8 protein-coding genes are annotated in these 16,427 nt (G+C 31.0%); 5 read left to right on the top strand and 3 right to left on the bottom strand.

Features of this window, described 5'->3' with window-relative positions; genetic code table 11:
- The first annotated feature begins 81 nt into the window (after nt 1–81).
- The 3 genes from APR43_RS10565 (at nt 82) to APR43_RS10555 (ending at nt 3,242) form a co-directional block, all read left to right on the top strand.
- The gene (locus APR43_RS10565; RefSeq protein ID WP_053472445.1) at nt 82–903 is read left to right on the top strand and encodes a hypothetical protein; all 822 of its coding nucleotides are present in this window, start codon (nt 82–84) and stop codon (nt 901–903) included.
- Nucleotides 904–1,036: 133 nt separating this feature from the next.
- Nucleotides 1,037–1,771 carry a DUF4369 domain-containing protein gene (locus tag APR43_RS10560; RefSeq protein ID WP_053472454.1) on the top strand — a complete coding sequence of 245 codons (735 nt, stop codon included), beginning with the start codon at nt 1,037–1,039 and terminating at the stop codon, nt 1,769–1,771.
- A gap of 214 nt (nt 1,772–1,985) precedes the next feature.
- Entirely contained in the window at nt 1,986–3,242 is a 1,257-nt protein-coding gene (locus APR43_RS10555) for a hydroxymethylglutaryl-CoA reductase (RefSeq protein ID WP_082356437.1), read from the top strand.
- Between the two features lie 88 nt (nt 3,243–3,330).
- Here the strand turns inward: APR43_RS10555 and APR43_RS10550 are convergent, their stop codons facing one another.
- The 3 genes from APR43_RS10550 to APR43_RS10540 all read right to left on the bottom strand — a co-directional run bounded on the left by APR43_RS10550 (nt 3,331) and on the right by APR43_RS10540 (nt 7,587).
- Nucleotides 3,331–3,726, bottom strand: a complete 396-nt coding sequence (locus APR43_RS10550) for a helix-turn-helix domain-containing protein (protein ID WP_088636408.1) — start codon at nt 3,724–3,726, stop codon at nt 3,331–3,333.
- A gap of 280 nt (nt 3,727–4,006) precedes the next feature.
- On the bottom strand, nt 4,007–5,887 hold the full coding sequence (locus APR43_RS10545) for a M1 family metallopeptidase (RefSeq protein WP_053472849.1): 1,881 nt from the start codon (nt 5,885–5,887) through the stop codon (nt 4,007–4,009).
- A 65-nt stretch (nt 5,888–5,952) separates the two neighbouring features.
- Nucleotides 5,953–7,587, bottom strand: coding sequence for a S8 family peptidase (locus APR43_RS10540; RefSeq protein WP_053472850.1), 1,635 nt, complete (start codon nt 7,585–7,587; stop codon nt 5,953–5,955).
- 233 nt (nt 7,588–7,820) lie between these two features.
- Here APR43_RS10540 and APR43_RS10535 point away from each other — a divergent pair, with 233 nt between their 5' ends.
- Nucleotides 7,821–13,079 carry a T9SS type A sorting domain-containing protein gene (locus APR43_RS10535; RefSeq protein WP_088636407.1) on the top strand — a complete coding sequence of 1,753 codons (5,259 nt, stop codon included), beginning with the start codon at nt 7,821–7,823 and terminating at the stop codon, nt 13,077–13,079.
- 149 nt (nt 13,080–13,228) lie between these two features.
- Nucleotides 13,229–16,414, top strand: coding sequence for a T9SS type A sorting domain-containing protein (locus APR43_RS10530; RefSeq protein WP_053472852.1), 3,186 nt, complete (start codon nt 13,229–13,231; stop codon nt 16,412–16,414).
- Nucleotides 16,415–16,427: the final 13 nt, after the last annotated feature.

Genomic DNA, 16,427 nt, shown 5'->3' with positions numbered 1-16,427 from the left:
AGAATTTTCAGGATTTTTTTTGTGAATTATTTTTTTTATTACATTTGAAAGCCTTTAATCTAATCTTAAACAAAAACCAATATGAAAAAAACGGCTATTTTACTTTCTGTAATGTTTGCTTCGGCATTTATTTATGTTTCATGTTCGAGCAGCGATGAAGTTGTCAATCAGGCAGACACAACTGCTGTCAGCGCATCTGTTGTAATTGACGCTATAAATGAAATGGATATTAAAACAGGATTGACTGTAACAAATACAAATCCTGCGGCAAAACCATCTGAAGCTTCTCCCGAAGCTTGCTACAATATTGCGGTTACAACTCCAAACGGAACTCCTTATCCAAAAGTTTTTACTGTTGATTATGGTACAGGCTGTACGATAAATCAAATTACAAGAAAAGGAAAACTAAAAATTACGCTTTCTGGTCCGGTAATTACAACCGGAAGTAAAATGACGATAGAAAGAATCGATTATTCTATAAACGGATTTAAACTGGAAGGAACTATAGAATATACTAACACAACTACTGTTGCAACTGTACCGCAATGGAGCAGAAAGGTAACAAACGGAAAATTTACAGATTTACTGGGAAGAGTTTTTACAAATTCAGGAATACACACCATAAAACAAACTGCTGGTGTTGATACTCCATACGTATTAGAAGATAATATTTATGAAATGCCTGAAGGAACTCATACTGTAACTACAGAAAAAGGAGGAACTTTGACTTTAACTGTACAGGAAACCTTAGTTAAAAAATATTCCTGCGAGTATGTTTCTAAAGGAAAATTAAAAATTCAGGGCGGATATTTAAATGGTGTTATTGATTATGGAAACAATGACTGTGATGCCAAATATACGTATACGCATGAAGATGGAGCGATTTACACTTTAGTAATGTAACCAATTCATTTTTAAAAAAATATAGAGATCCCAATTTAGAAATAGATTGGGATTTTATTTTTTAGAAAAATTAACGGTGACTTATTTACATTCAAACTATTTTCTTTATTTTGCACCAAAATCCAATAAACTAATGAAAAAATCAATTATTGCCTTTGTTACTCTTGCACTGCTTGCATCGTGTAGCAAAAAAGAATCTGCTGCAGACAACTTACACCTTACAGGAAATATAAAAGGTTTAAAAACCGGAACTTTATATATTCAAAGAATTGTTGATACATCGCTTGTTGCTATCGACAGTGTTAAAATTGACGGAAATGCTTCTTTTGAAAGAGATATTAAATTAGAATCTCCAGAAATGCTTTATCTATTTCTTGATCGCGGCGTAACGAATTCTTTAGACAATAATATTTTATTTTTTGCTGAACCAGGAAATATCAATATTGATACTAATCTGGATAATTTCATTTCGAGTGCAAAAATTACCGGATCTAAAAATCAGGAATTATTTGAAGAATACAAAAAAGTAAATTCTCGTTTTATTGATGAGAATTTATCAATGGTTGAAGCAAGATTTAAAGCAATTAAAAGACAAGACCAAAAAGCAATTGACAGCATTGACGCAAAACAACAGTCAAATATCAAAAGAAAATATTTGTACGCTACAAACTTCGCCATTAACAACAAAGATCACGAAGTATCACCTTATATTGCTTTAGCAGAGATTTACGATATTAATATCAAGTTTCTTGATACAATTCAAAAATCAATGACTCCAAAAGTGGCACAGTCACTTTATGGAAAAAAGCTTACCAAATATGTAGCTGAAATCAAAAAAGAAGAACAAAAAACAAACGTAAGTAAATAACAAACAATAGCTTACATTTAAAAATACTCGGTTTGAGTCAAAGTTTAATCCTGTTTTATTTAATAGAACAGGATTTTTTTATGCCTTTTTTCAAGCTTTAATCAAAATTAACATAAATATCTGACAATTAGATAATTATAAATTAAAAAGTCAGAATTTACACCGTTAATAGATTGATTTGTAATAACTTAGCTGCAATCTAAAAAATAAACTTATGAAAAACTTAACCAGTAACATCAGCAGCCCTAAATATGATTATATAGATTCGTCAGTTATTGACAAATTAGAATCTTACGATCATCAACTTTCAAAAGCAGAAAGGATACCAGATCAGGATCCATATTCTATAAATGGTCAAAAACTACGTTTGAATTTCATTCGAAGTACACTTAATTTAGACATGGACTTCATCTCAGGTGAAAAAGTATTTAATAATAACGAAAGCCTAAAAGGCAATATTGAAAATTATATTGGAATGAGCCAGATTCCCACCGGAATTGTTGGCCCATTGATACTTAACGGAAGTGTTGCGCAGGGAGCTTTTTACATACCGCTTGCCACTACTGAGGGTGCACTTCTTGCCTCTTACAACAGAGGCGCAAAAGCTTGTAGGGAATGCGGGCCAATAACTGTTATTACGCTTCAGGAAGGTGTACAAAGAACACCAACTTTTAAATTTAAAAACTTAATTGAGGCAGGAAAGTTTTCATCATGGGTTATGGATCACACCGAAACATTTTCAGCCTTAACCAGAGAAAGCAGTAATTACGCCATTTTAAACGATGTAAATGTAAATATAGAAGGCAATATTTCAATTTTAAGATTAGAATATACGTCTGGCGATGCATCGGGTCAAAATATGGTTACGATCTGTTCTGACAGGATATGCCAGTTTATACTCGAAAACTGCCCAATAAAGCCCGTATTCTGGACTATTGAAGGTAATTTTTCGGGAGATAAAAAAATAAGCCCTTTAAACACAAGAGTCCGCGGAAAAAAAGTTACTGCTGAAATCGTGTTAAAAGAAGAGATCATTAAATCAGTATTAAAGACTACTCCGGCATTATTATACGAACAATGGAGAATATGTGTTTCGGGTGCAAAAAAAGCCGGCGTAGTAGGAAGCGGCATGCATCCCTCTAATGGACTTGCGGCTTTGTTTATTGCCTGTGGACAGGATGTTGCCTGTACAGGTGAAGCTTCTGTTGCCGTCACAAGAATGGAAATAATCGAAAACAACGACATTTACTTTGCCATCACCATGTCTAATATGATTGTTGGCACAGTTGGCGGCGGCACTTCATTTCCTACCCAAAAAGAATGTCTTGAATTATTAGGATGCTATGGCGCAGGAAAAAGCGGTAAACTTGCCGAAATTGCAATTGCTTTATGTTTAACAGGCGAGTTATCAATTTTTGCAGCAATGTCTTCAGGACAATTTACAGCTGCTCATCAAAAATTAGGCAGATAATTTCTCTATTGAATCCCATAAAATAAATTATGATTAAAATAAAAAAGGACTTGAGTTTTCAAGTCCTTTTTTATGTATTTATTTCAGTTTATTTCTCTTTCAATAATTTTTCCAGATATTCAACCTTTTCTTTTTCTGCCTGAACCAAACGCTCATAAAGTTCAACAACTTTATCAAGAGGATTGAAATTACAATTATGATTTACTACCGGTCCGCTATTAATAACAGAACCTTCATAATTATTTTGAATATTATTTAAAACCGCTTCTTCAGAGAAATTTTTAATTGCTTCAGCAGAAACACCTAATATTTCGGCAATTGCCTGAAGTTTTTCATCATCAATTGTTTCGCTGTTTTCAATAATCGAAATAGCTTGTTGATTTGTGCCCAAAGCTTGTGCCAAAGCTTCCTGCTTCATATCGCGAAGTTCACGAATACGGCTTATTTTTCGCCCTATATGATTTGGTTTTGTTAGTGTGCTCATAATTCAAAGATATTTAAAATTCTTTTTGCAAAATAGTTTTTGGTAAAAAACACATTGTTTCGGTAAGAAACAATTTTAAATAGTTTCTTTATGATCTGTATTTTATTCGCAATAACAAAAATACAATTTTTCATACAAGTATTGAGTAAAAGTGTTTCGGAGATTTTATGTTTTAATATTATTGATGCCGTTTGTTTCCGTTTAACACAGGTTTTGAATTAAAGCAAAAAAGCCCTTAAATTTAATTTTAAGGGCTTTTAATTTTAAAGTGTGTTTTGAATTATTTTACTTCAAAAACATTATTTGCAGGTTTTACATCAGCCATTAATCCGCTTGGATCAATTGTGATTTTTTTGATTGCTGTTTTGTTCTTGTCAATTGTAAAACTGTAGTTTGACATTGCCCAAGCCCAATCTTCTAAAACTGTTCTTTTTTCGTTTGGATTTGGATTCGGTTTAATGAAATTCATCATTCTTAACGGAATGTAGAAGTTTTCAGAAGTTCCGTCTGTATAATCTACTTTTAAATCGATTGGCATTGGCATTCTTCCAATTCTTTCTAAAGAAATTGTTGTTTTTCCTGAATTATCAGCAACGTCTTTAATTCCGTAATCAATTGTATTAGCAGTTTGTGCCCAATCGATTAAATACCAATCTAATTCTGCTCCAGAAACTCTTTCTGCAGTTCTTTTGATATCGTTTGGAGTTGGATGTTTGAATTTAAAATCATTGAAATATCTTTTTAAAGTAGCGTCCAGGCTTTCTTTCCCAATTACATATTCTAATTGTGCTAAAAAGATACATCCTTTTACATAAGATGAAATACTGTATGGACGATTTTCATCGTAACGATCTCCATGTGTTGTCTGTGGCTGTTCTTTTCCAGAATTAACTAAACTGTAATAAGCAGCATAAGTTCCTTTAAACGGATTTGCTTCTTTTTTATCTCCTTTTAATTCATTCAAAGCACTGTCTTCGATGTAAGTTGTAAATCCTTCGTCCATCCAAGGGTGTTTTGATTCGTTTGAAGCTAAAATATGCTGGAACCAAGAGTGCCCTAATTCGTGTGTTGCAGTTCCAAGAATTCCTTCAAGAGTTCCGTTTCCTAACATCAAAGTACACATTGCATATTCCATTCCGCCGTCACCGCCCTGAATAAAAGAGTATTGTTTGTATGGATATGCTCCAACTCTATGGTTGTAATAATCCATTACTTTTACCATTAATGGTTCTAACTGTTTCCAGTTTGCAGTTGTTTTTTCATTGTTTTTGTAGAAGAAATGCAAATCAACACCGTTTGGCCCTTTTACAATATCATGTGTATATTCTTTATCAGCTGCCCAGGTAAAATCGTGAACGTTTGGCGCAATAAAATGCCATGTTAATGTTTTTGCTTTTTTCGGATAAACAACTGTTACACCAGCATCTTCATAACCGTGACCAATTGTGTTTTTGTCTTGTAAATATCCAGAACCTCCAATTGTATAGTCTTTGTCGATTGTAATTTTTACATCAAAATTACCCCAAACACCGTGAAATTCTCTTGCGATGTATGGATCTGCGTGCCATCCTTCAAAATCAAATTCGGCTAATTTTGGGTACCATTGTGACATTGAAAGTTCAACTCCTTCAGAATTATTTCTTCCTGAACGACGAATTTGTACCGGAACCTGACCATCAAAACCTAAAGTAAAAGTAGTTTTTGAATTTGGCAAAATTGGTTTAGGCAAAATCACTTCTAAAATAGTTCCTGAAACTCTTGTCTGCGCTGAAATTCCGTCTTGTTTGAAATCAGAAATTTTTAAATATCCTATCTCATTAGGTTTCAAAGATTCAATACGACTTTGTTTTACTTCTTTTCCATCGGCAGTTTTAACTTTATTTACCATTCTTCCGTCAGGATCTTTGATAAAATGAAGACGAGCGTCCATTTCACTTCCCGGCTGAAAAGCATTTGGGAATAAATGATAAAACACTTTTCTTAATGTATCAGGAGAATTATTGGTATAAACCAATTCTTGTTTCCCTTTATACTGATAGTTTTTTACATCCATTGAAACCTCCATTTTATAGTCGGCATGTTGCTGCCAATATGGGGTACTTTGGGCAAAAGAAGCGTTTAAACCTAAGCTCAAAAAAGAAAGTAAAATAATTTTTCGCATGTTAATTTAATAATGAAAATGGAAGAGCTGCGGCTCTTCCATTGGATTAGTATTCTATATATTGTTTATTTCTTCGACATTTTTTCAGCCATTAATAAAGCGTTGTAAGCATTTACCATTTTTGCTGTTTTTGATGATTCTGCAGAAGAAACTGCAACTGGTTTTTCATTTGGATTTTCGCTTGCGCCAAGAACCACTTTTGCTGGAAGAGCAACTCCAGAATCCATTAAAATTTTCTTAACCTGAGAAGCTTTTAGTTTTGGATAATAAGAACGAATCAATGCTGCAACACCTGCTGCATTTGGAGATGCCATTGAAGTTCCCTGCAAGTATTTGTATTTGTTGTTTGGAACTGTTGCATAGATTTCTTCACCCGGAGCAAAAACGTCTACATTTATTTTTCCGAAGTTTGAAAACCCTGCCACAACAGTTTCTCCATATTGTTTGTTAATTGCTCCAATTGTGATTACGTTATCAGCAAATTCCTTGATATTGTCCTGAGAATCGTTTGGATAATTAATGTTTTTTGTTTCGTCAATATTGTAACCATCGTTACCTGCTGCGTGAACAATTAAAACGTCTTTTTTTGCTGCATATTTAATAGCATCGTAAACCCATTGTTTGTGCGGAGAAAAGCTTTTTCCGAAACTTCCGTTGATCACTTTTGCACCATTATCGACTGCATAACGAATTGCAAGAGCGATATCTTTATCATATTCGTCTCCGTCTGGAACTGCTCTAACTGTTAAGATTTCAACATTGTTTGCTACTCCGTCGCCGCCTAGATTATTACCGCGAACTTGTGCAATGATTCCGGCAACGTGAGTTCCGTGAAGTGCTTTTTCTTTATCCGGACCAAAAACAATATTATTTCCATAATGGTTGTTTTTAATATCTTCAGGATTATCGCCTACCACTTTTCTTCCGTCAAACTCTTTATTTAAATTGTAGTTCAACTGATCGTAAACTTGTTCTCTGTATTCTTCAAAATCAGCTTCAGGATCAAAAGTTGGTCCTGCGTTTGTGAAAATTTGAGTCATGATCATTTTACTTCTTGCTACTTTTGGATCTGTAGAAGTAATTGCTGCTAAATCTTCAACTTTATATGTTGTTTTATTAAGCTCTTTTTTGATTGTTGCATGAACATCCAATAAAAAATCTACTTGTTCTTTGTCTTTTAAAGCTTCTTCATATTTTTTAGTATATTGTTCTAAAGCTTGTTTGTATTCTGCAGAACCGTCGTCTTTCTTTTTAATGATACGGGTCATTTCAAGATTTTCGGCAACAGCATTTCCAAGGAAGTTCCATCCGTGAACATCATCAATGAATCCGTTTTTATCATCGTCGATTCCGTTTCCTGGAATTTCTTTTGGATTAGTCCAAATCATTCCTTTAAGATCTTCGTGCTCAATATCAACACCAGAATCTACAATTCCTACAATAACTTTTTTTCCTGTTTTACCCTGAAGTAATTCGGCGTAAGCCTTATCAACACTCATTCCCGGAATAGAATCTTTTATTAAATCAAGATGACTCCATCTTTTTAATTCATTTTCGCTGACCGGAGCTTTTTTTACAACTGATAAAGGCGCTGTAATAAATTCTTTAGAAGTTGAAACTTGCGCTTGTAAAGTCGCGCTGTAACCTGCTAAAACAAGTAATGCAAAAGCAGATAATTTGAGAGGTTTTATATGACTCATGTATCTAGAATATAATTGTAAAAGTTAAAAGTGGGGTCTAAATTATGCTTTTTTGTTACAAAAAGCTAACTGTTAACACTGTGTTATGAAATTATGTCTGTTTTTAAAAAAAATTAATTTCCTTCTGATAAGATATTTATTACTCATTCAATATTTTTTTTAATACGGCTTCCCGTAATAAAATCTGAAATGATTATCGTATTATTGTGCCGTCAAAACATTTAGCTCTGCCAATGAAAACAAAACTACTTTTACTATTTTTTTTAATCAATTTTTCAATTTATGCACAATACACTTCAATTCCTGATATTAATTTTGAAAAAAAATTAATTGCATCAGGAATAGATTCTGGTGTCATTGACGGACGAGTTCTTACATCTAAAATTTCCAAATTAACTGTTTTAGATGTAGGAGGCAGTTCAATCAATGATTTAACTGGAATTCAAGACTTTGTTAGTTTAGAAAAACTTATATGCAGTGATAATTATATTACGACATTAGATATTACAAAATTAACAGCTTTGACTTTTTTGGGTCTTTCCAATAACAAATTAACAACAATTGATCTCTCAAAGAATATTAAATTAGATTTGTTAGATATTCAAAGAAATGAATTGGTTAGTTTAGATGTTACAAACAATACCGCGTTAAAAACCTTTTATTGCGGTTTTAATAAACTTGCAAGTATAGATATTTCTAAAAATGTTTTATTAATCGATTTTTACAGCACTTTTAATCCAATAACAACTTTAGATGTAACGAATAATACAAAATTGAAAAGCTTAAGCTGTTCAAACGGTGCATTAACCGTTTTAGATCTTTCTAAAAACACGGAATTGCTTAGTTTAGATTGTTCCGGTTCAGGCATCAAAAGTCTAGACATTTCAAATTGCCCAAAATTAACCTCGTTCAAATGTAATGATGGTTCTCTGAATTCCTTAAATTTAAAAAACGGTAATAATATCAATTTTACTGTTTTCAATATTAAAAGAAATGATGGTCTTAAATGTGTTCAGGTAGATGATCCAGAATATTCTGATCGTTATTGGTTAAGTTTAAAAGATGCAACCTCTGTTTTCAGTAATAATTGTTATGGTTATACTTTGATTCCAGATCCAAATTTTGAAGATAAACTAATTGCTGAGGGCTTTGACAAAGATGGAAAAAACGGAAAAGTACTTACATTTAATATTTCCAGAGTTGCACAACTTAATATAGCGTCTAGCTTTATTACCGATTTAACAGGAATTGAAGGTTTTGTTAATTTAAAAATTTTATATTGTCCATCTAATCAATTAACAAATATAGATCTTTCTAAAAATTTAAAGTTGTTTAATGTAGATGTGTCATCAAATAAATTAACAAATCTAAATATTAAAAATAATACTGCTCTGACTGATCTAAAAGTTGATTCTAACCAATTGACAGGGCTTGATACGTCAAAAAATTTAGCATTGGCTAATTTTTCGAGTGCTTTTAATCAGATAACACAATTAGATTTTAGCTTAAATTCTTCTTTAAAAAGTTTAAACTGTTCAAATAATAACCTGACGAGTTTAAATTTAAAAAATAACAATAATGACATTTTAACCACTCTTGATTTAAGAACAAATCCATCTTTAAGCTGTATTTTAGTAGATAATAAAGCCTATTCTGACACAAACTGGGCAACTAAAAAAGATGCTTCGGCAAGCTTTAACCATTCAACTTGTGATGTTTATACTTTAATTCCTGATAATAAATTTGAATCTAAATTAATTGCTCTTGGAATTGATTCCGGCAATATCGATGGAAAAGTGTTAACCGCAAACATTAGCGCAATAACTACTTTGGATGTATCTGCAAGTTCAATCACAGATTTAAGGGGAATTGAAAATTTTACCTCGCTAAAAGAGCTAATATGTTTCGAAAACAGAATAACCAGCTTAAATCTTTCACAAAATTATGATCTGACATATTTAGATGCCGATAAAAATGCTTTAACGATACTAAATCTTTCTAAAAACACTTTATTAACAGATTTAATTGTAAGCAATAATAATTTATCTTCTATAAATATTTCTAACAACATTAATCTTGTTAACTTCAATTGTGTAAGCAATCAACTTCTTACGATTGATGTATCAAAAAACACAAAACTAGTTAGTTTTAATTTTAATGGAAATCAATTAAAAACACTAGATATTTCTAAAAATACTGCCTTAACAACTTTAGATTGTGGAGCAAATCAATTCGCATTTTTGGATTTTTCAAAAAATACTACTCTTATCAATTTAAATTGTAGTAGGAATAAACTTGAATATCTGAATTTGAAAAATGGGAAAAACAATCTTTTAATCGAACCCGATTTCAAAAACAATCCAAAACTGACTTGTATTTTAGTCGACAACGCTTCTTATTCTGATACAAATTGGGCTAGTGCAAAAGAGGATATTGCTAGTTATAATGAAGTTACTTGTTCAATTTTAATTCCTGATGCTTATTTTGAAGACAAATTAATTAGACTAGGTATTGATAAAGATGGCAAAAATGGTCAAATCGCCATATCAAGTGTCTTAGGTGTAACTTCTTTAAATGTGGCAAGTAGCTCAATAGCTGATTTAACAGGAATTCAAAGTTTTAAAGATTTAGAAATTTTAAATTGTGGAGGCAATAATCTAACAACTTTAGATTTGTCAAAAAACACCAATTTAAAAGAATTGAGCATGCCAATGAATAAGCTGACAAATATTGATCTTTCAAAAAACACAGGTTTAACAAATGTAACTTGCTATTCTAATCTTTTTACAAATCTTGATTTTTCTTCAAATGCGACGTTACAGATTTTATCTTGTGACAGAAATAAGATAACAAATTTAAATGTATCAAAAAATAGTCTATTAACTTATCTAAATTGCTCTCAAAATCAATTAACAGCCTTAGATGTTAGTCAAAACACTGCTTTGGTTAATTTAGACTGTTCAACAAATCAACTTACAAGCCTTGATATTTCAAAAAATTACTCATTAACATGGTTTCTGTGCAAGTTTAACAAAATTGAGATACTAAATGTCTCTGAGAATCTTAACTTAAAACAATTAATCTGTTCTAATAATAAATTAAAAAACTTAGATGTTACTAAAAATAGCGCTCTGACAATTCTAGAATGCAACACTAATGATCTGGAATCTGTAAATGCAAAAAACGGAAGTAATAAAAGTTTATTGAGAGCTTACTTTGCATATAATCCTAATCTTTATTGCATTCTGGTGGATAATGCTGCGTACTCGTATGCTAATTATACCTCATGGAGCAAAGACACACAAGCAACTTATTCTGACACTTTTTGTGATACTGCTTTTACCTTGATTCCTGATTCTAATTTTGAAGATATACTAATAAAAAATGAGATTGATACTGATGGGAAAAATGGAAAAGTACTAACCAAAAGTATTGCATCAATTACTTTTTTACATATTTTTTCGAGTTCTATTTCTGACTTAACTGGTATACAGGATTTTAAAAATCTTGAATCTTTAAATTGTGAAGACAACAATCTAACAAGCCTAGATGTTTCTAAAAACCTGTTATTAACTTCTCTTTACTGTGGGAAAAACCAATTGACAAATCTGGATGTTTCAAAAAATACTTTACTAACCGAGCTTCTTTGCAGTCAAAATCAATTAACAAGTTTAGATATTTCTAACAATACAGCTTTGAAACATTTACGCTGTGATAACAATCAGTTAAAAGATTTGGATATAACCAAAAATAAAGAATTTGGTACTTTATATTGCAACTCTAATAAGCTTGAAAATCTAAATTTAAAAAATGGAAACAACATTTCTTTATACGATACTAATTTTACGTTAAACCCAAATTTAACTTGCATACTTGTTGATAATGCCATATTTTCAAGTTATAACTGGAAAACAAGCAAAGATAATACTGCAGTTTACAGCGAAATTCCTTGTGAGAAAGCTTATACATTAATCCCTGATGTTAATTTTGAAAAAAAACTAATTAATTTAGGAATTGATACTGATGGAATAAATGGAAAAGTACTTACTTCAAGTATAGATAGCCTAATTTCATTAAATGTTTCTTCTAGTTCTATTTCTGACCTAACCGGTATTCAAGATTTTACAAATTTAGAATCTTTGAATTGTTCATCAAATAAATTGAGCACAATTGACCTTTCTAAAAACATCAAATTGACATCGCTGACAATCAAAAACAATTATGCTTTGAATCAAATAGATTTTACAGCAAATACCGCTTTAATTTCATTAGATTGTAATTCAACCCAGCTATCATATTTAGATCTTTCCAAGAACATTTTCCTGACAACTTTAGATTGCAGTTCGAACGTTTTAAGAAATTTAGATTTGTCAAAAAATACCAAACTTCAAACCGTAGACTGTAGAGGAAATAAATTAGCAGTTATAGATGTCTCAAAATGCACATCACTTACCTCTTTAATTTGTTATAAAAATGATTTGAAAAACTTGGATATTTCTAAAAATCCTGCCTTAATTACTTTAGATTGTTCAGGAAATCAATTAGAATTTCTGAATTTGAAAAATGGAAATAATCGTTCTTTCTCACAATCAAATTTTAGAGTTAATCCAAACTTAACCTGCATTCAGGTTGATGATGCCATTTTTTCAACAGATAATTGGTCAAATCTTAAAGACTCATCAGCGGCTTACAACACAAATTGTGCTGCTTATACTTTAATTCCTGATTCGAATTTCGAGAAAAAACTAATTGATTTGAAGATTGATACGGATGGTTTTAATGGAAAAATTGAAACGTTAAACATCATTTCAATTACTAATTTAGATCTTTCTAACAGTAATATTTTTGATTTAACAGGAATTGAAAAATTTACTTTACTTACATATTTAGATTGTAGCAACAATAAAATAACGACTTTGGATCTAAGTAATAATGTTTTACTAAAAACTTTAAATTCCTCATCAAATCAGTTAACAACTTTGGATTTATCTAAAAACCCAAATTTAACTATCATTTATTTAGTACTAAACCCATTGACGTCCTTGAATGTTCAAAATGGCAATAATGAAAACTTTGTTCTGCCTTCAGAAAATGGTAAAAAAGCTGCTGCTGGTCTTTATACAAGCTTCTTGCAAAATAGCAAACTTGGTTGTATAAAAGTTGACAATGCTGCATACGCAAATGCAAATTGGTCTAAGATTAAGGAAAGCACCACCGTTTATTCTGAAACTTGTACATTAGGACTTGAAGATTCTGTATTTAACAAAGCGGCAATTTATCCAAATCCGACAAAAGGCCAATTGAATATTAAAAATGTAAGCTTAGAAAAAGCGAATGTTTACAATTCATTAGGGCAATTAGTTAAGTCATTTACTTTAAATTCTGCCGATGTAAATCATTCAATCAATTTAAGCGGTTTGCCAAAAGGAGTTTACTACGTGTATTTAATCAATCAAGATGCAGCTTCGGCTAAAAAAGTAATCATCGAATAAAATAATACTTCCATTATACTAAAAAATCCCATTTTCATTAAGTTGAAAATGGGATTTTATTTCATTAAGAAATATAGTGTTTTTACGGAAAGACGTAAAGAAATCTCGTTAATATTTTATACCCTTGTATTCCAATAATTAATCAGCCTATGAAAACAAAACTACTCTTATTGCTATTTTTAGCAAATTTTTCTATTTATGCACAGACAAATTTAGTCCCAAACGGAGGATTCGAAAAGTGGACGAGCAAAACAGCATTGTCCGATTGGACAACTCAAAACAATGTTGCTCAAAATACGGCAGATTATTGGGAAGGATTTAACAGCGCAACGCTATCTTTTACAAATAGTGCCTTGACTCCGAAAATTACAACACAAGTTCCTTTAAATGAAGGAGTTACCTATGTAGTAAAATTTAAATACAAATATTTAAGCAGCAATTATAACGGCTCTCACCCAATTGTATTAAACATTAGCAAAAACGGAAGTGCGACAACTCTTTCTAGCAGTTATTTTGCCGCAAACAACAACTGGACAGCTGTTGAAACTACTTTTACACCAGATCAAAATTTATCTTACGATTTGAGTATTTCTTTAAATACTCTTGATAATATCGGGTTTAATGCCACTATAGATCATGTACAGATCTATGCTAAAGGAACCGAGCAATATACTCTTATTCCAGATTTGAGTTTTGAAAAAAACTTGATTGCTCTTGGTCACGACTCTGGCCCAACAGACGGGAAAGTGCTAACCGCTAATATTTCTACATTAACTTCTTTAAACATTACTGCTAATAGTAATGGGGTTGGTTTAGTTAAAGATTTGACGGGAATCCAAGATTTCACAGCATTAACATTACTAAATTGTCAAGGCCAACAATTGACAACTTTAGATCTGACTAAAAATACTGCTTTACTTACTTTAAATTGCCAAAACAACTTGCTGACAAACTTGGATATTTCTAAAAACTCAGCTTTAACTACTATTATTTGCAATAATAATAAACTAACAAATCTCGATGTTTCTGAAAAATTAGCCTTGACCAATTTACAATGTACATCTAATAAATTAACAAGTCTGGATGTGTCAAAAAATACTGCCTTAATCACGCTACTTTTCGACAAGAACTCACTAACAAGTCTTGATATTTCAAAAAACATTGCTTTAGTCACTTTAGATTGTTCAGCGAATTTACTAACAAGTCTGGATGCTTCAAAAAACATAGCTTTGACATCTTTATATTGTACAGACAACTCCCTAACAAGTGTAAATGTAAAAAATGGAAATAATAACGCTTTTTACTGGAATTCTATTTATCATTTAAGCTTTTCTGGAAATAAAGATTTGAAATGTATCACTGTAGATGACATAGTCTATTCAAATAAAAATTGGACGGGAAACAAAGAATCTGGAGCTACTTATGCCTTAGCTTGTGATGGGCGGTACACCGCTATTCCTGATCCAAGATTTCGACTAGAACTAATAAATCTCGGACTAGATTCAGGTAATTTTTCTGGAAAAGTACTAACAGCAAACATTTCTTCCCTGAAAACTCTTGATTTATCTTCTAAAAACATCACAGATCTTACAGGAATTGAGGATTTTACTGAATTAACTTCCTTAGATTGTAGTAAAAATAAGTTGTCTTCAATAGATATTTCAAAAAATATTGCTTTAACGACATTAAATTGTTCATATAATTATACAATAGATTTTCTTGATGTTTCTAAAAATATTAATTTAAAAATCCTAAGTTGCCATAGCCTAAAAATAAGAGATTTAAACCTAAAAAATAATTTAAAGCTGACTCAACTAACTTGTAGTTATAATGCTTTGACTAGTTTAGAAATTCCTCATAATCCTGATTTTAATTATCTTGATTGTTCTAATAATCGATTGGTACAGTTAGATGTTTCGAAGAATATTAAGTTAACTTACTTTGATTGCTCCAATAATAAGTTATTGAATCTTGATGTTTCAAATAATGGTTCTCTAACTACTTTTTATTGCAACTCTAACAATCTGTTTAACCTGAATGTAAAAAATGGTAATAACCTTAGATTGAGTAAACGTAACTTTATCGACAATCCAAATTTGACATGCATTAATGTTGACGCTTTCAGCACTTCGAGTTGGGGACCTAATAAAGATCCAAAAGCTTTTTACAACTCAAACTGCAGTGGTGAAAATACTCCTTATACTCTTGTCCCTGATCCAGCTTTTGAGCAAAAATTGATAGATATGGGAATTGATACTGATGGTAAAAATGGAAAAGTAATTACAACCAATATAGCTTCACTAAAATCATTAGATGTGTCTTCGAGCAATATTACAAATTTAACAGGAATTGAAGACTTTACATCTTTAACTTACTTAGATTGCGGTTCAAATAAAATCTCCAATATTGATTTAACGGAAAATACTGTTTTAACTACTTTGTTTTGTCCCAAAAACGATCTGGAAGGTTTGAATCTTTACAAAAATACATTCTTGACTTATTTAGATTGTAACACAAATCGATTAAAAGCACTCAATGTATATTACCTTTTAGACCTAACTTATCTAAATGTAAGTAATAATTCTATTTCTAACGATTCTCAAGATCTAAATGTGTTTTTTAATACTGCTTTAACAAATTTAAATTGTTCCTATAATAAATTGACGACTTTAAACATAACTAATAATCCAGCTTTAACCACTTTAAACTGTGATAACAATTTACTGAGAACTTTAAATGTGAGTAAAAACTCGTTAGTGACTTTTACTTGCAGTAATAATAATCTAGAAAATTTAGACGTGAATAGATACGTGGCCTTAGAGACTTTTAATTGTAATAATAATAAACTATCTTTTTTAGATTTAACTAAAAATGTTATGTTAAACAAATTTGATTGTCAATATAATAATTTGCGATATTTGAATTTGAAAAATGGGAATAACAAAAATTTTGATATGACTTATTCTAATTTCACAAACAATACTCTAACTTGTATTAACGTAGATGATGAAAATTATTCAAATACAAATTGGTTGGATAAAAAAGATGTGACAGCAGTTTATTCTTCAAATTGTTCCTCATTAGGAATCGAAGAATCTGTTTTCGATAAAGCTTTAGTTTATCCAAATCCGACTAAAGGTGAGGTTCACATTAACAACATTATTTTAGAAAAAGCAAACGTTTACAATTCATTAGGCCAATTAGTAAAATCGTTCACTTTCAGCAATGGCGAAAACAATAATACCATAAACTTATCTGGTTTGCCTAGAGGTGTGTATTATGTATACTTAATAAATGGCGATGCCGCTTCTGCAAAAAAAATAATCCTGGAATAAACAATACAATTTA

This window comes from Flavobacterium sp. NLM (assembly GCF_002210235.1).
In the GTDB taxonomy this organism is placed as follows: Bacteria; Bacteroidota; Bacteroidia; order Flavobacteriales; family Flavobacteriaceae; genus Flavobacterium; species Flavobacterium panici.
Note: the sequence above shows the minus strand (reverse complement) of the source record. Positions and strands in the feature narration are given on the sequence as shown.

Coding starts and splice junctions, on each gene's coding strand:
- APR43_RS10565 (WP_053472445.1), top strand. CDS start 82: ATGAAAAAAACGGCTATTTTACTTTCTGTAATGTTTGCTTCGGCATTT.
- APR43_RS10560 (WP_053472454.1), top strand. CDS start 1,037: ATGAAAAAATCAATTATTGCCTTTGTTACTCTTGCACTGCTTGCATCG.
- APR43_RS10535 (WP_088636407.1), top strand. CDS start 7,821: ATGAAAACAAAACTACTTTTACTATTTTTTTTAATCAATTTTTCAATT.
- APR43_RS10530 (WP_053472852.1), top strand. CDS start 13,229: ATGAAAACAAAACTACTCTTATTGCTATTTTTAGCAAATTTTTCTATT.
- APR43_RS10545 (WP_053472849.1), bottom strand. CDS start 5,887: ATGCGAAAAATTATTTTACTTTCTTTTTTGAGCTTAGGTTTAAACGCT.
- APR43_RS10555 (WP_082356437.1), top strand. CDS start 1,986: ATGAAAAACTTAACCAGTAACATCAGCAGCCCTAAATATGATTATATA.
- APR43_RS10540 (WP_053472850.1), bottom strand. CDS start 7,587: ATGAGTCATATAAAACCTCTCAAATTATCTGCTTTTGCATTACTTGTT.
- APR43_RS10550 (WP_088636408.1), bottom strand. CDS start 3,726: ATGAGCACACTAACAAAACCAAATCATATAGGGCGAAAAATAAGCCGT.